This window comes from Streptomyces sp. RKND-216 (genome assembly GCF_004795255.1).
Taxonomy (GTDB): Bacteria; Actinomycetota; Actinomycetes; order Streptomycetales; family Streptomycetaceae; genus Streptomyces; species Streptomyces hazeniae.
Window position 1 is genome coordinate 1,042,513 of sequence record NZ_SSBQ01000002.1, and the last position, 16,654, is coordinate 1,059,166.

General features: G+C 69.0%; 12 protein-coding genes and 1 pseudogene. 6 read left to right on the forward strand and 7 right to left on the reverse strand.

The window, feature by feature from the left end; translation table 11 throughout:
* Positions 1–42: 42 nt before the first annotated feature.
* The 4 genes from E4198_RS04515 to E4198_RS04530 form a co-directional block, all read right to left on the reverse strand.
* Positions 43–915, reverse strand: coding sequence for a DUF6039 family protein (locus E4198_RS04515; protein ID WP_136182020.1), 873 nt, complete (start codon positions 913–915; stop codon positions 43–45).
* 58 nt (positions 916–973) lie between these two features.
* Positions 974–3,283 (reverse strand): ACP S-malonyltransferase, encoded by a 2,310-nt coding sequence (gene fabD / locus E4198_RS04520; protein ID WP_136182021.1) that lies wholly within the window; start codon positions 3,281–3,283, stop codon positions 974–976.
* Complete coding sequence (locus E4198_RS04525) at positions 3,283–4,116, reverse strand: enoyl-CoA hydratase-related protein (RefSeq protein WP_210732778.1); 834 nt, start codon at positions 4,114–4,116, stop codon at positions 3,283–3,285. The genes fabD and E4198_RS04525 overlap by 1 nt, the downstream gene beginning before the upstream one ends.
* Before the next feature lie 144 nt (positions 4,117–4,260).
* Positions 4,261–5,415, reverse strand: coding sequence for an alpha/beta hydrolase (locus tag E4198_RS04530; RefSeq protein WP_168711369.1), 1,155 nt, complete (start codon positions 5,413–5,415; stop codon positions 4,261–4,263).
* Between the two features lie 660 nt (positions 5,416–6,075).
* Between E4198_RS04530 and E4198_RS04535 the strand changes: the two genes are divergently transcribed.
* The 6 genes from E4198_RS04535 to E4198_RS04560 all read left to right on the forward strand — a co-directional run bounded on the left by E4198_RS04535 (position 6,076) and on the right by E4198_RS04560 (position 11,576).
* Complete coding sequence (locus E4198_RS04535) at positions 6,076–7,275, forward strand: cytochrome P450 (protein ID WP_136182023.1); 1,200 nt, start codon at positions 6,076–6,078, stop codon at positions 7,273–7,275.
* 7 nt (positions 7,276–7,282) lie between these two features.
* The gene (locus tag E4198_RS04540) at positions 7,283–7,513 is read left to right on the forward strand and encodes a ferredoxin (RefSeq protein ID WP_136182024.1); all 231 of its coding nucleotides are present in this window, start codon (positions 7,283–7,285) and stop codon (positions 7,511–7,513) included.
* A 259-nt stretch (positions 7,514–7,772) separates the two neighbouring features.
* Positions 7,773–8,477 (forward strand): Crp/Fnr family transcriptional regulator, encoded by a 705-nt coding sequence (locus E4198_RS04545; RefSeq protein ID WP_136182025.1) that lies wholly within the window; start codon positions 7,773–7,775, stop codon positions 8,475–8,477.
* Between the two features lie 138 nt (positions 8,478–8,615).
* Positions 8,616–8,798, forward strand: coding sequence for an acyl carrier protein (locus E4198_RS04550; RefSeq protein ID WP_247597555.1), 183 nt, complete (start codon positions 8,616–8,618; stop codon positions 8,796–8,798).
* Between the two features lie 8 nt (positions 8,799–8,806).
* Positions 8,807–10,411 carry an amino acid adenylation domain-containing protein gene (locus tag E4198_RS04555; protein WP_168711370.1) on the forward strand — a complete coding sequence of 535 codons (1,605 nt, stop codon included), beginning with the start codon at positions 8,807–8,809 and terminating at the stop codon, positions 10,409–10,411.
* Positions 10,412–10,658: 247 nt separating this feature from the next.
* Positions 10,659–11,576, forward strand: a complete 918-nt coding sequence (locus E4198_RS04560) for a DUF6039 family protein (protein WP_136182028.1) — start codon at positions 10,659–10,661, stop codon at positions 11,574–11,576.
* 440 nt (positions 11,577–12,016) lie between these two features.
* Here the strand turns inward: E4198_RS04560 and E4198_RS04565 are convergent.
* From E4198_RS04565 to E4198_RS04580, 3 genes and pseudogenes are all read right to left on the reverse strand, one after another.
* Positions 12,017–12,572, reverse strand: a pseudogene (locus E4198_RS04565) (transposase); the annotation flags it as partial.
* 241 nt (positions 12,573–12,813) lie between these two features.
* Positions 12,814–14,193 (reverse strand): class I SAM-dependent RNA methyltransferase, encoded by a 1,380-nt coding sequence (locus tag E4198_RS04570; protein WP_136182030.1) that lies wholly within the window; start codon positions 14,191–14,193, stop codon positions 12,814–12,816.
* Positions 14,194–14,510: 317 nt separating this feature from the next.
* Positions 14,511–16,592, reverse strand: coding sequence for an APC family permease (locus E4198_RS04580; protein WP_136182031.1), 2,082 nt, complete (start codon positions 16,590–16,592; stop codon positions 14,511–14,513).
* Positions 16,593–16,654: the final 62 nt, after the last annotated feature.

Sequence of the window (16,654 nt, forward strand, 5' to 3'; positions counted from 1 at the left end):
AAGTGAGCAAAAGACGGGTTCCGTAAGAGAGTCGAGACGGGGTCAGCTCAGCGGAGGGAGGGGCGCGCAGGCCACGTCGCCCATGCTGCCGTCCACGAAGATGCGGTTCCAGGTGCCGCCGCCCTTCTCGGGCGCGATGATTTCGTCGAGGTAGATGTCTCGGACCTCGTCATCCATGCGCATGTGCATGTCGATGAGGTCGTAGTACGCGTTCTCCGAATGCATGTGGATCAGCCAGTGCGTACGGTCGGCCGGGCCGAAAGCCTCCTCGTACAGGAAAGAAGAGGCGATGCCGGGCAGCCGGGTGTTGATGGACTCCGTGATGCGGCGGGCAAACATCCGCGCCTCCGCGCGAAAAGCGTAGCGGGGCTGAGCCACCCGGTGGATGATCAGACCGGCGTTCGCCGAGTGCACCGTGTCCCGCGGGGCCACGGCGGTCTGCTCCTGCGCCGGGGGCACCCGCAGGCCCGGAGTGGCGTCCGCGATCCGCGTGCCGTCGGGCAGCACCTCGTCGGTCCCGTACATACCCCACCCCTGCGGGATGAGTGCCGTCTCCTCGAAGGACCCGTCGGTGAACATGCCCTGCCAGTCGGTCTCCGCCGCCGGGCCCTCGTCGCCGTCCAAGAGTGCGGAAACGGCCCTGAAGCCGGCGAGGGACCGCAGGTGGATCATCCAGTGCAGACGGTCCCGCCGCCCGAAAGCCTCTTCCAAGACGAACACCGTCACCTCACCGGCGTACTTCGTGTTGAGAAACTCGGCCTGAAGCAGCGCGATACGGCGCCCCTCCGCCCGGTGGGCCTGCTTCAGCTGAGCGGTCCGCTTCACCACCACGCCCGCGTTGGTCGAGTGCAGCAGCGTCTCCGCGCTCACCGACGTCTGCCGGTGCGCGTGCACGGGAGCCGGGCTCACGGTCATCTTCACTCCTCGGTCTCGGTCCTCGATCGGCGCGTGCCCGGTCGGGCTCCGCCGGACATCACGTGTGCACCAGGCGGGCGAAGCGCCTGCCCAGCACCTCGGCGGCGCCGGTCATCAGTGCTTCGGCGATCGCGTCCACATGCCGGTCCCGCCAGTCCTCCATCGGCGTACCGCGGACGTGGTGGTTGAACGCACCGATGGCGGGCCCGCACTGGATCTGAAAGTTCACCCGCTGGGCCGGGTCGCCCTCCAACGCCCAGGTGACGCTGCGCGCGAAGTACCAGCGGAAGGTCAGGGCCATGCGCTGCTTGGGCGAGCGTTCCGCCTTTTCGATCTCCCTGCCGCGGCCCCGGGCCAGGTGGTGGGCGCGAGCTTCCTCCCACACCTGAGCGAACGGACGCTGGAAGTAGGTCTCTTCCACCACGCGGCGCGTCGTCTCGTCGATCGACTCCCAGGCGTCGTACTGGCGGTAGAGCTGGTACAGCTTGTTGCCCCGGGCTGCGAACATGGTGGCCTTTCGGACCACCTGCACCCGGGCGCCCAACTCGAACATGTCGCCGGCGGGGGCGTACGCGGTGTCCTGGACGTCGAGCCCCGCGAGCAGGTCCTTCACGGCATCGGACGTCCCTGCCTCGACGGAGCACTGGTTGACGCTTCCCGTCAGGACGAAGTCCGCGCCAAGGACGAAGGCCGCCGCCACGGTCGACGGTGCTCCGATGCCTCCGGCCGCTCCCACCCGGATACGTTTGCGGTAGCCGTGGCGTTCCATGGCGGCGTCCCGGTGCCAGAGCATGGCCGGCAGCAGGGTGAAGGCGGCGCCGCCGTCGGTGTGCCCCCCGGAGTCGGCTTCGACGCAGATGTCCCCGCTCACGGGCAACTCGGTGGCGATCCTTGCCTCCTCGGGAGTGAGGAGTTCCTCTGCGACGAGGCGGTCCACCAGCGCCGCCGGGGCGGGCGACATGAACGCTTCCGCCACCTCGGGGCGGGAGACCTTGGCGATCACCTGGTTCGGCGCCAGGGGCGCGCCCTGCGCATCCCGGTGAGCGCCCGCGAAGCGGAAGCGGACGGCGGCGGGAGTAAGTTGGGTGAACCCTGCGGCCTCGACGGTACGGACGCCGTGCCGAAGGTATAGGTCGATGACGGCGTTCTCGTACCCGGGGTCGTCGATCGAGTGCAGCAGATTCATGCCGAACCGGTCACCCGTACCCAGCGCACCCTGTATGCGCAGCAGTTCCTTCTCGACCGTGCCGAGGTCCAGACCGCCCGCCCCGAAAAAGCCTTTCAGCCCGCTCTGCCCCAGTCTGATCACCAAGTCCGCCGAGGCGATGCCGCGGAACATCGCCCCCGCGAGGTAGGAGTAACGGAGTCCGTGATCGCGGCGGAACTCCGGGCACCCCAGCTCACCTGCTCGGACGAGGCGGTGTCCTTCGCCTCCCACAGGACCGGGGGCGGGTTCGGCCGACGGCGGTCGCCCATACCCGGACACCCCGTCGGTCCCCGCGGCACCGCCGGCTGGCTCCGTGGCGGACTTTTTCTTGGCGTCGGCCCACAGGCCGCTCAGCACGCGTCCCGGACCGGTCTCCTCCAGATCCTCGACCCCGTGGTCGACCAGGTACCGCATGGTCCGGTGCCACTGCACGGGCTGGTGCATCTGACGAGCGAGCAGTTCGGCCACCTGGCCGGCCCCGTAGGGGGCGGCGGTGACGTTGGCGAGTACGGGGATGCGGGGGTCGGCGAACGAGAACTCGCGCAGGTACTCCGCGAACTCGTCCGCGGCCTCCTTCATGTACCGCGAGTGGAAGGCCGCGCTGACCCTGAGCGGGACGCTGCGCACGCCGTCGTGACGCGACAGCTCTCTCGCCACGTCACGCAGTACGTCCGTCGGCCCCGACAGCACGGCTTGCGAGGCGGAGTTGAGGTTGGCCACGTCCACCAGTCCACGGTCCGCGCCGTTCGTCAGCGCTGACACACTTTCACCGGATACTCCCAGGACGGCCAGCATCCCACCGGCCGCGGCCTGACCCATGAGCTCGCCGCGGCGGTGGACCAGTCGCACTCCGGTGGCGAAATCGAAGACACCAGCGGCGAGCAGCGCGTTGTACTCGCCCAGGCTGTGTCCGGCCAGATACCGGGGGGCGGGGAGCGCCGGGTCCCGTGCGAGGTGGGAGAGCGCGTTCACCACGAACAGGGCGGGCTGCGCGTACTCCGTGCGGTCGAGGTTTCCGTCGCCGCCAGTGCGGCACAGTTCCTCGATCGAGTGTCCGACGACGGCGTCAGCCGCGGCCGTCAACTCGGGGAAGCGAGCGAACAGGTCCCCTCCCATGCCCCTGCGCTGGGAGCCCTGCCCGGGAAAGACCAGTACCGTCATCAGTTTCGGCCCCCGCCCTCGTCGGGACGCACTTCCCAGGGGAGCCTGCCGGCGGTGGCCAGGCTCCCGACCCGCCGGCGGACGACGGGTGAGCTCATCAGCCGTGTGAATTCCCGCAGCGCGTGCTCCTCGGTCTCCTCGGTGTCGGGCCTCAGGGCCCGCATATACGCCTTGAGCTCTCCCACAGTGACGGGGTCGATCCGGGTCGTCCTGACGAGTAAACGCTGGAGAGCGTGCTCCGGGTCGTCCACCACCTCGTCGACCAGGCCCCAGCGCTCCGCCTCACGCGCCGAGACGGGCTGAGTGCCGAGCGCCATCGTGTGCGCCCGTTGCAGACCGGTGCGCTTGACCAGGAAGGGCAGGACACAGCAGGGCAGCAGGCCCCACAGCGCCTCGGGTAGGCTGAACCGGCTGCGTCCGGTCGCGAAGACGAAGTCGCTGGCCGCGGCCAGACCGACCCCGCCACCTGCCGCCCGGCCATCCACACAGGAGACGACCACCACCCGAGCGGTGGTGAAGCGGCGCATCAGGTTCAGGAACGCCTCGCCCCCGGCCGCCATCGAGGCGCCGCCGGACACCTCGGCGGCCGCGCTGGAGAAGTCCAGGCCGGTGCTGAAGATTCCGCCCGCGCCCTCGAGCGCCATCATCACGCAGTCCGGGTCGGACTCCGCCCGGGTCAGGGCGTGCCCGAGTTCGTCCACAACTGCGCCGTCAAGACTGTTCTGGCGTTCTGGCCTGTTCAGGGTGACGCGCAGGACGGCCGACTCACGCGTCACCCGCAGCGCGGTGCCGGTCCGTTCGGGCGGCGGTTCGGGGAGGGCGGAGGGATCCACGGGATGCTCCAGTCGTGAGGACGTGCAGGGCCGCGGTTCGCCGAAGGCTCCAGGTCCTTCGCCGTCGGACCTTAGCGGGCCGACCTGCGCAGTGCCGCTCACAATTGAGCGGGGGCTCCGGCCCGGGGCGCAGGCGATCGGCCCCTATGACCCGAGCCCGGGCTCCGCGGCCGGCTCCGCGTTCGAGGACCGTGCGAAGAACGTGCCGAGGAGTTCTGCGAGTTCGTGCGGCCGGTCGTGCACCACATGGTGTCCCGCTGCCAACAGCTGTACATGACGACCGCCGGGGAACCGGCGGACGTCCCGTACGAGCCGGTCCGGGGACGCGGTCCGGTCGAGTGCACCGGTGACTGCGAGGACGGGGACCGTGACCCGTGGGGCGTGCGGCAGTGGATCACACGTCCAGAAGTCGAGGAGCTGACGCGCGTACGCACGGAGGACCGGGGCACTCGAGAAGGGTCGTCGCGCCTCCTCCGCCAGCGCGCGGGACGGAGCCGACAGGACATGCCGGGCACAGGCGGCCGCGTCCGAAGCGGCGGCGTCCGGGGGTTTTTCCAGGTCGCCGGCCAGCATCCGCCGCATCGCCTCCGCGAGCGCGGGCCGGCGGGCGACCGACCAGCACATCGACTCCAGGTTCCGTTCATACGCGGTGTCCGGGTCGTCGGGGCGGTCGAGCACGCGGAAGGACCCGTGGAGGAACGCCATGGACCGTACGGCTGCGGGTGCACGCCGGTGGAATTCCAAAGCCACCTTGGGACCCGTGCACCAGGCCAGCAGGTGGCAGTCGCGGACACCCTCGGCGTGCAGCACGGCCACCAGGTCGGCCACGTGATCGTTCAGACGCAGTGGACGCTCTCCCGGGGCGCAGCCACGAGGGCTCCAGGCGAGGACGCGGTGGTCGTGCGCGAGGACCGCGATGAGCCGGTGCCACGGGCCGAGCCCCATGCCGAGTGCGTTGAGGACGACGACGGGCGCGCGCGAGGGGTCCGGTTCGCCCGCCGCATGGTACGTCAGGACGCCCCCCATGACTCCAACCCGCCGCAGCGGTTCCTGGGCGACGTGCGCCGCCTGGGTGTCCAGCAGTCGGTCCGACTCGTTCTGCCGACGACGGGCGGCTTCGATCAGGGCGTCGGTTCCCGACCACGGGACGGCGCCCGGGCCGGCTGGGTGCGTGACGCCGCGGTGGGAGGATCCGCGGGACGCCCGGTGCTCCAGCAGGCGGTCGACGACGGTGGGGCCGTGCTCGTCCTGGGTCGGGCGGACGGTCACCCCGTAAGCCCGCCCGAGGCGGGCGGCCAAGTGCGCAGCTCCCCCGTTTCCGGGGCCCGTGGCCCTCTCCAGAAGGACCTCTGGCACGGTCAGCGGGTGTCGGCCGAGGTAGTCCGTGGAACGGGCCCGAACCTCGACGACCGTGTCGTGTACCGCGTCGAGGAGCGGCAGGAATCTTTCGATGGCATCCAACGCGGGCCGTCCCTGTGGTGTCGGAGGTCTGTCGGCCAGCCTCCAGCCCTGCCCCGGCGCCGCACTGCCCAGAATTGAGCGGCGCGCCTCGCTCTTCTCCCGGAAATCGCGCACGGCCCGACAGGGCGCCCCATGGCGTCGGGCCGAAGCGGCGGCTGTGCCGAGGGACGGGCGACAGCGGCCGGTGACGGGCAGGCAGGCAGGCAGGCAGGCCGAGGATGGGGCCGGTGGGCCGGTCGACACGGGTCGGCCAGTCAACCTGGCGGCAACCATCCGCGCCCCGGACGGGGCAGTTGCCCCCGAAGGCCGCAGACTCCGGTCGTGACCCATCTCACGACATGGCCCGCCTTGGGGTTCACACGATCACACTCTCCGTGTACGAATGGTTGTTCAAGAGTGAGCAGACCAAAGCTTCCCCGGTCCGCCAGTCTCGCGTGGCCAGGAGTCCCACCGGTCAACGCGTTCCCTGCTGTCAAGGGCGTGAGGAGTTCGAACGGCATGACGAGTTCGGAACGGGTCCACACCTACCCCTTCGAAGGAGAGGTGGACGGGCTGGACATCCACCCCCGTCTCACCGAACTCCGCGAAACGGAACCGCTAGCCCGACTGCGTCTCCCGTACGGCGGCGACGGCTGGCTGGTCACCCGCTACGAGGACGTGAAGAGCGCCAACTCCGACCCGCGTTTCAGCCGTGCGTCGATCGGAGAGGACACCCCTCGTACCACGCCCCTGGCACGCCGAGGGGACACGATTCTCAGCATGGACCCGCCCGAGCACACTCGCCTGCGCCGTCTGCTGTCCAAGGCTTTCACCGCGCGCAGTATGGCCGCGTTGCAGCCTTGGCTCGAGGAACTCTTCTCCTCCCTGCTCGATGCCGCGGAACGCAAGGGGCCGCCCGCCGACGTCGTGAAGGACCTCGCCGAGCAGTTCACCATCGCGGTGATATGCCGCCTGCTTGGCGTGCCGTACGACGACCGCGCCAGCTTCCAGCACTGGTCGGAGGTGATCATGTCGACCACCACCTACTCCAGGGAGGAAGCCGAGGAGGCCGATGCCGCCATCCGCCGCTATCTGGGGGATCTCGTCGCTGCTCGTCGGGCCGAGCCCCACGACGACCTGCTGGGCGACCTGGTGGCGGCCAGGGACGAGGGGGATCGGCTGACCGAGGAGGAGCTGATCACCTTCGGTGTCACGTTGCTGGTGGCGGGGCACGAGACCTCGGCCCATCAACTGGCGAACATGGTGTACGTCCTCCTCACCCATGACAGCCAGCGGGCGCTCCTTGGCGAGAACCCTGATCTCCTTCCGCGAGCGGTGGAGGAACTGCTGCGTTTCGTGCCGCTGGGCAACGGTATCGGTAATGCCCGGATCGCGACCGAGGACGTCGCTTTGAGCGGGGGCACGGTCCGAGCGGGCGAAGGCGTCATGGCCGCCGCGGTCAACGCCAACCGAGACCCCCGCGTGTTCACCGATCCCGACCGCCTGGACGTGACGCGGGAGACGAATCCACACTTGGCCTTCGGACACGGAGCGCACTATTGCCTGGGGGCCCAACTGGCCCGCCTCGAACTGCGAGTAGCTCTGGGGGCGCTCCTGGAACGCTTCCCGGGAATACGCCTCGCTGTAGCACCGGAAGAGGTCGAGTGGAAAAGGGGGGGTCTCTTCCGAGGCCCTCGACGACTGCCGATCGCATGGTGAGGATTCGATGACCACTGGCTCCCGTTGGCGCGTGCAAGCCGATCACGGCGCGTGCATGGGCACCGGAATCTGTGCCGGTATCGCTCCGCACCGCTTTCGGGTCATCGATGGCCGCTCGGTCCCCACTCCCGAGGAGTCGCCCCCGGACCAGGAGGTGTGGGACGCGGTCGAGTCATGCCCGATGGAAGCGCTGCGCATACTTGACGCTGCGAGCGGTGAAATCCTGAGCCCCATCTGACTCCCCGACCGCGAGGGGCGACTGCGGGGCGCGCCTCCTCCCTCCACGGGCACCCAGGCTCCCGGCCGCTCGTCCTGTGCAACGCAGGGCGCTCCCCTGGTGCGCATGCCCGAGTCTCCGCCACTCCGGTGCGACGGGGGTGCTCTCCGCGTTCTCTCACCGGGGCGTGCGCTGCCCCGAATCGCTCAGCTCAGATCCGGACGACTGCCGACAGCAGCCGGTTCTCCCGGCTTCCCTGCCTCACAGGAGTACTCGCCAGATGAGCATCTCGTACGCCCCCACAAGCCCTGCGGTGACATCTCCCACCAGCTTCATGAGCAGAATCAGAGAAAGCCTGGAATGCCGTACGCGGATCGGCACACGCGTCACCCTGGCAAAGAACGATTGCGCGTACAGCTGCGGCGATCCCGACCGGAACATCTACTTCCTTGAGAGTGGAAGTCTCAAAACGGTCACCTTCTCCCGGAACGGCAAGGAATGTCTCCTCCGTATATGTTGCCCGGGGGAGGTGTTCGGCGAACAGGGCAGCGTCTTCGGCCACGTTCGATCGGAGTCGACCATCGCGATGCAGGACAGCGTCATGCGGCGGATGCCGTACTCCCGCTTCCTCAGCGCCATCGCCGACGAGGGACTCGTCGGCGACTTTGTAGCCTACCTCGCGTACCGGCTGGCCGAGCAACAACAGGCCATAACGAATCTGACCACCGTGGACAGCGAACAGCGCCTGGCCACCACACTGCTCGACTTGGCCAACAAACTCGGAAACGGCGATCCGGTCTACACCCGCATCGAACAGCGCCTGACTCATGAGGAGTTAGCCCGCATGGTGGGCACGACACGGTCCCGCATCGGATTCTTCCTGAAGACCTTCCGAGCCCACGGGCTGCTGGACATCTCTCCGTCGTCCCGCTTCATCATCCACCGACCGCGACTTACAGCGTACCTCGAAACGCGGCACAGCTGACCCCCAACTCGCCCGCCGACCTGGATCCGGATACGCCGAGAGGAAGCTCGATTCGCCATGTGGAATCATCGCTTCGAGTCCATAGTAAGAAACCACCTTCCGCATCTGGATACGGAAACACCACTGACCCCCGACCTGTTGCTCTCCGCACACGGCCTGGACTCCATGGGAGTTTTCGGGCTCATCACCGATCTCGAGGAAGCGTACGCCCTCACCCTGCCCGACGAGGCAGTCGTCCCGGCCAACTTCGCCACGCCGCGCACGGTTTGGGACATGCTCTTACCCCTCGTACCCCTCGGCCACGACGAGCCCGCCGGATGAGGGCGCCCGTGGACACCTTGGCGGACAAGGAGAGGGTCACCTTGCTGCACGAGTGGTTTCTGGACGGACTCGCTGCAGCCCCGGAAAGTGTCGCACTGCGACTGGGGGACGCGTTCTGGACCTATGAGGAGTTGCACCGCATGTCGTGCGACTGGGCTGGGGCGCTTCTCGCCGGCTGCGGCCGGACACCCCGGAGCGTCGGCGTTCTGGCCTCCAAGACGCCGGAGGCCTACATCGGACTTCTCGCAGGACTCTACGCGGGAAGCACGGTCGTGCCTCTCAGCCCGGAACATCCCCTCGAGCGCAATCGCGAAGTCGCCCGCGCGGCCGGACTCGAAGCTCTGGTTGTCGACAGGGCCGGCGCCGTGCAGATAGGCGCGTTGGCCGCGGTCGCGCCCCTGCAGGTCTGCCTCACCGCCTCAGCGAGCTCCGACTCCCCCTCCGGCGTGCGGCTGGTCGTCCCCGACGGGAGCGAGAGGACCGAACCACAGCGCGGTGGGGAAGACGGGCACGCGTACGTCCTGTTCACTTCCGGCTCCACTGGCCGCCCGAAGGGCGTGCCCGTACGGCACGGCAACATCAGTGCATTCCTGCGCGCCGCCCTTCCCCGGTACGCGCTGGGACCCAAGGATGTCTTCAGCCAGGTCTACGAACTGACCTTCGATCTTTCCATGTTCGAAGTCTGGGCGGCGTGGGGAAGCGGAGCCTGTCTCACCGTGCTCAACCGCGTCCAGGCGCTGGCCCCGGAGAGGTTCGCGGCACGTCGAGGCGTCACCGTCTGGACCTCGACGCCGAGCCTCGCCGCAGCGGTGCAGAGCCGCGGCACCGTGTCTGCCGGAGCCCTTCCCGATCTGCGCTACACCGTGTTCTGCGGCGAACCCCTGCCGACGGAGACCGCACGTCAGTGGTCGACGGTGGCGCCGAACACGGTGATCGACAACCTGTACGGGCCGACCGAACTCACCGTGGCGTGCACAGGCCACCGCTGGGACCCGGACCGTGCCGATTCCGACCACAGCAACGGCATCGTTCCCATAGGCCGGCCGTTCAGCGGCGTAGGCTGCCTTCTGCTGGACGAGCACGGCGACGCCTCAGCCGTCGCGGGTGAGCTGTGTGTCAGCGGACTGCAACGCTTCGACGGGTACCTCGACCCGGAGAACGACGCGGGACGATTCGTGGAAGTCGACGGCGCACGCTGGTACCGGACGGGCGACCGGGTGCGGTGGGAGGGCGCGGAACTCGTACACCTCGGCAGAATGGACGACCAAGTCAAGGTCCACGGTTACCGCGTCGAACCGGGCGAGGTCGAGGAGGCGGTGCGGCGTGCCGCACCCGATCTGGACGCCGTGGTTCTCGCACTGCCCGCCCCCTCCGGCACGTTGCTCGCCGCTTTCGTCCTCCGCGTGAGCGACCTGGACACCGCAGCGCTGTTGAAAAAGATGGCCGAGCACCTTCCCTTCTACATGCTGCCGCGGCATCTGTGGCCGCTCTCCGATCCCCCGCTCACAGCGAATGGCAAGATCGACAGGGGTTGGCTCCGCGAGGAGGCCGGGAGACGCATGGCGGCGCTCCCTCCGCAGAAGGAATCGGCGAACGTCCGGTCCTCCGCCTGAGCGTTCTCGGATCGGGATCCGTACGGCTTTTCCGCCCCCACGGGCAAGCCGGAAGCCCGGCTGAGCGTCGGCGTACCAAGGACGATCACGCACCCACGGGAATATTCCGGACGCGGCGTCGCCGGATGCGCACGGAAATGCTCAGATCTGAGCAGCCAGGGCGGCCGTCCGCGAGAAGCATGGAGTGGGCCGGGCGCTACAAGCCGGTCTCACCCACCATCTCGTCCAGACCAGAAAAGGACTCGCCATGGCCCAGACTGAGAAGTCGGACCGGCCGGAAACCGGCAGCACCTTCCTCCCCGCGCTGGCCACCATGCCGGATACTGGCGACTCACTGCTGCACTCCGGCAACGCCGGACTCATCATTCACCGAGCCGGTCAGCTCAGGCACGAGTTCCGCGCTGAAGGCCGCGCGTTCGCCAGCGACCTGGTGAGCTACCTCAACAAGCCGGTGGCGGGCGTCGCCACGATCATGGTCTTCGAGGAGATCCTGGGCGACGTCGACCGGCTGCACTGGCTGATCCACATGAAGATGCCCAACGACTACCGTCGCTTCCTGCACGTGGCGGACCACGATGCCTCGTTCAAGGAGATCACGGAGGGCGACCGCCTGCCCCAACGCGACGGGGGCAACTGGGAACGCATGTACGTCGAGGGGTCCTTCCAGGAACGGGTGTACGTCCCCCAGCACGGCTTGGACCACCACGACGACGAGGAGGGAGAGGAGCCGGAGACTTTCGTGCCTCCCGCGCTGCACCAGACGGGACTCCCGGTCGACCGGCTGCGCCACTCCGCCGACACCGGCCTCACCATCCTCCGTTCCGCTCAGACCAAGTTCGAGTTCCGCAACGAGGCCCGCCACTTCGCCTTCGAATGGGCGCGCCACGTCAACCGTGCCCTCACCGGAGACGTCACGGCGTACCTGTACGAGGAGACCTTCGGGCAACAGGACCGCATCCACTGGATGCTGCATCTGGACAATCTTGACAGCTACCGCCGCCTGCTCGAACTGAAGGACTCGGACCAGGAATTCCGGGCCATGCTGGGCCAGCAGTTCGTCCCGGCCCGGAAGGGCGGGGGCACGTGGGAGCGGACCTTCGTCGACGCCGGCATTCGGGACACCGTGCTGACTCCGCTGCACAGCGGAACAGTCACCGGCTTCTGAAAGGGTCGCCCACCGGAGACGCGCGCCCGCTCCACACGGCCCTGCCGTCGATGCCGGGCATCGACGGCAGGAGCGCCGAAGTCCCTCTCGGCACCGTCGGCGACGCCATACCAGACGCCCTACTTCCACAGGCGACGTCCGAACGACGCGACTGCCGGGCATCCCTCGCGGAAGCAATTGTGCAGAGGACCTGACGGAGGCTGCCACGTGTCGTCCCGCCGCAGTTCTCGACTCGCCGCCATCCCCGAGGGAAGGCGCGGGCGCGTCTGCAACGGAACGGGCAGGCGCGAGGGCCCGTACGTGATCACGTACGCGCCCTCGCACAAGATCCCTTGTGCGTCGGTCACGCCGTGAGCCACGAGAACGACCGCTGTCGGCGACATCGCAGGTAAAAGACGTAAGAGATGGTGTCCGAGGGGGGACTTGAGCCCCCCACGCCCGCCCTCACGGTCCAGTTGCCGCCACACCCTCCGGATGCCGTAGACGCCGTAGTTGTCGGCGTGGACGCGGCCGATGTGCTCCTTCAGTTCTGTGTCCCGGACGGATCGGGGGCTGGGCGGGCGGTTCTTGGCCGCGTAGTAGGTGCTGGTTGCGATCTGCAGTCCGTGTCCGGTCAGGACACGGCAGATCGGCACGACACCGAACACCTGCTTGAACTCGTCAATGAAGGCTACGATCGCCTGTGTGGCCGGTCGAGCTCGGCGCGAAGAAAGCCGATGCGGCCTTGAGGATCTCGTTCGCCCTCTTCAGCTCGGCGTTCTCGGCCTTGAGGCGCTTGATCTCGGCGGCTTCTTCAGAAGTGACCCCCGGCGGCTGGCCGGCGTCGGCCTGGGCTTTCCGGACCCAGGTCCGCACGGTCTCCGCCGCACCGATTCCGAGCTTTGCGGCGACCGCTTTTATCGCGGCCCACTCGGTCGGGTAGTTCGGGCGGACCTCCGCGACCATGCGGACCGCACGCTCACGAAGCTCGGGAGGGTAGGGGGACGGACGGGTCATGACTCGATCCTCTCAGGGAATCGAGCCTCCATCAGACCCGGAACGGTTCAGTCGCCCAGCCGCGTCAAGGGGGCCAACGGCCGGCCCAGGCGACGGTCGACCAACCCGTCAGGCAGCCGCTCAAGACCGACCCGAACCATGATCAACGAGCGTCCAATGAGCGTCGCAAGCGTCATTTCAGCGTCAAGATATCGCCCGTAACGCGCACAGCGCACATAAAGCACATCGGCAAAACAGCAGATCAGGCGTCCTGCGGAGCAGGCTTGAGGATGGCGACGGACTCCATGTGGTGGGTCATCGGGAAGAGGTCGAAGGCGCGGAGGAAGTGGGGGACGTAGCCGGCCTCGCGGAAGTAGGCGAGGTCGCGGGCGAGGGCGGCGGGGTCGCAGGCGACGTAGGCGATGCGGCGGGGGCCGAGGGCGGCGATGAGCCGGACGGTCTGCTTGCCGGCGCCGCTGCGCGGCGGGTCGAGGACGACGAGGTCGGCCTCGGTGATGCCGGTGCGCGGGAGAACGGCTTCGACCTTGCCCTGTTCGACGCGGACGCGGGGGAAGCCGGAGAGGTTGTGGCGGGCGTCCTCGGCAGCACGCTTGCCGGACTCGATGCCGAGGACGGCTCCCTGTTCGCCGAGGCGGTCGGCGAGGGCGCCCGCGAAGAGTCCGGCGCCGCAGTAGAGGTCGAGGGCCGTCTCGCCCTTGCGCGGGGTGAGGCCGCGCATCACGGTGTCGACAAGGAGCCCAGCGGCCTGCGGGTGGACCTGCCAGAAGCCACCGGCCGAGATCCGCCAGGTCTGGTCGTCGGCACGCTCGCGGACGTACGGGCGGCCGTGCACGCGGTGGACGTTCTTGTCCTTCTCACCGACGCGGAGGACGGAGACGGGCCGGTCGAGTTCGACGAGCGGGAGACGTCCGCCGGGGCGCGGGGTGAGGAGAACCTGGCGGTCGCTGGAGCCGGTGGCGGCGGTGGCTTCGACGGTGGCGATCTGCGGCCAGAGGTGCTTCTCGACGCCGAGTTCGCTGACGCCGGGGGCGGCGATGAGGCAGTGGTCGATGCGCTCGACCTCGTGCGAGCGGTGCCGGCGCAGACCGGCGTGGCCGTCGGCGTCGACCGCGTACTGGACGCGGGTGCGCCAGGCGGGGACCTCCCCGGCGGGGACCTTGTCGCCGGGGGCGGGTTCGACGGTGCCGTCCCAGTTGACGTCCTCGGCGGTGAGGCCGGCGAGGCGCTGGAGCTGTTCGGCGAGCACGTCGGCCTTGAGCCGGCGCTGGGCGCCGGGCTTGGCGTGCTGCCAGTCGCAGCCGCCACAGCGGCCGGGGCCGGAGAACGGGCAGGGGGCGGGGACGCGGTCCTTGGACGCCTCCAGCACCTCGACGGCGTCGGCGCGGAGGAAGCGGGCGCCCTCCTGGCCCTCGGTGACGCGGACGCGGACCCGTTCGCCGGGGAGAGTGTGCCGCACGAAGAGGACCTGGCCCTCGTCGGTGCGGGCGACGCAGTGGCCGCCGTGGGCGACGGGCCCGACGGTCACGGTGTGCTCCTGGCCGACGAGGGACGCCTCACCGGAGGCGGTGGCGGCGGCATCGACGGGACGGTCGGCGCCGGGGGCGTCCGGGGACTGGGACATGAGGGGGTGGCTCCACTGCGTCGGGTGCTGACGGGCTTGCTGGGGCGGCAGCCGTCCAGTCTAGGGCGTGTTTCGAAAGTAGCGCCGTCCGCCCGGAGAGCGGGCGGGGCGGCGTCGTGGGGGCACCTCCCAGGCGAAGCCCTGGGGGAGCGTGCAGATGCAAGGCGGAGGGAGGAAAGCGCAGCGGGCTGCGCTGACGACCGACAACGCAGCAGATGGGCGTGCATGGCGCCGCCCCTCGGGCGGGACTTTCGAAACGTGCCCTAGTGCCGGGCCGGCGACGGGATTCCCGCCCGGAGGACGGCGTGGGCGGCGGCTCAGCGCGGCGGGCGGCCGTCGTCGCCGTTGCGATGGCCGTTGCCGTTGCCACGCGGTGGGGCGCCGGGGACGGGCCCCCGGCGGACGGCGCCGGGCGCGTTCCAGTCGGCGTACTTGCGGGCCCGCCGCTTGGCGATCTCCGAGGACTCCAGCTGCCACGGCACCGAGGTGACCATCACGCCGGGGGTGAAGAGCAGGCGGCCCTTGAGGCGCAGCGCGCTCTGGTTGTGCAGCAGCTGCTCGTACCAGTGGCCGACCACGTACTCCGGGATGTAGACGGCCACCACGTCGCGCGGCGACTCGCGGCGCAGCCGCTTCACGTAGTCGATCACCGGACGGGTCACCTCGCGGTACGGCGACTCCAGGATCTTCAGCGGTACGTCGATGCCGCGGCGGTCCCACGCGGCGCGCAGCTCGCGGGTCTCCTCCTCGTCGACGCTGATGGTGACGGCCTCGAGGGTGTCGGAGCGGACGAGGCGGGCGTAGGAGAGGGCGCGCAGCGTCGGCTTGTGGATCTTGGAGACGAGGACGATGGAGTGCACCCGGGAGGGACGCACGGGCTCCTCCTCGGTCTCCTCGACCACGAGTTCCTCGGAGACGTTGTCGTAGTGGCGGCGGATCGCAGTCATCACGGCGTAGAAGAGCGCCATGCCGACGAGGGAGACCCAGGCGCCGTGGGTGAACTTCGTGATGAGGACGACGACCAGCACCAGGCCGGTGAAGAAGGCGCCGAAGGCGTTGATGGCGCGGGAACGCTTCATGGCCCGGGCCGCGGCCCGGGAGGGGTTCTCGGACAGCAGGCGGTTCCAGTGCCGCACCATGCCCGTCTGGCTGACGGTGAAGGAGACGAACACGCCGACGATGTAGAGCTGGATGAGCTTGGTGGAGTCGGCGTCGTAGACGGCGACCAGTATCGCGGCGGCGCCGGCGAGCAGCACGATGCCGTTGGAGAAGGCCAGCCGGTCGCCGCGGGTGTGGAGCTGGCGGGGCAGGTAGCGGTCCTGGGCGAGGATCGAGCCGAGCAGTGGGAAACCGTTGTAGGCGGTGTTCGCGGCGAGGAAGAGGACCAGGGCGGTGGCGGCGGCGAGGAAGACGAACGCGAACGAGCCGTCGCCGAAGACGCCCGCAGCGACCTGGGTGATCACCGGGTCCTGGGTGTAGTCCTCGCCCGCGGGCGCCCCGTCGATGAGGATTTCCGTGGCCGGGTTCTCCGCCATCTTCACGTCGGTCGCCAGGGCGAGGCCGATGATGCCGCAGAACATGGTGACCGAGATGGCGCCCATCATCGCCAGGGTGTTGGCCGCGTTCCTCGACTTCGGTTTGCGGAACGCGGGCACGCCGTTGCTGATCGCCTCGACGCCGGTGAGCGCGGCACAGCCGGAGGAGAAGGCCCGCAGCAGCAGGAAGGCGAGGGCGATGCCGGTGAGGCCGCCGGGGTGCTCGGTCTGGATCTCGTAGCCGGCGCTGGGCGCGCGCAGGTCGTCGCCGAACATCCAGTGACGGACCGCGCCCCACGCGATCAGGCAGAACACGCCGAAGACGAAGCAGTAGGTGGGGATGGCGAAGAGCCTCCCCGACTCCTTCACGCCTCGCAGGTTCATCACGGTGAGCAGCGCGATGATCGCCACGGCGGAGGCGATCTTGTGCTCCACGATGAAGGGGATCGCCGACCCCAGGTTCTCCACTCCGGAGGAGATCGACACCGCGACCGTCAGCACGTAGTCGACCAGCAGCGCGCTCGCCACGGTGAGACCCGAGCGCCGGCCCAGGTTGGTGTTCGCGACCTCGTAGTCGCCACCGCCGGAGGGGTAGGCCCGCACGTTCTGCCGGTACGACGCCACGACGGTGAACATCAGTACGACAACCGCCAGTGTGATCCACGGCGAGAAGTGGTACGCGGTGACCCCGGCGAGTGACAGCATGATCAGCACTTCGCCGGGCGCGTACGCCACGGAGGAGAGCGGGTCCGAGGCGAACACGGGAAGGGCGATGCGCTTGGGCAGGAGGGTCTGTCCAAGCCGGTCGCTGCGCAGGGCCCGCCCGATGAGAATCCGCTTCGGCAGGTCGGTCAACTTCGGCACGGGGAGGATCGTACGCGGGCAGTCGTGCGATGCTGATACGGCCCGCTGCAGCGGATGAGAGG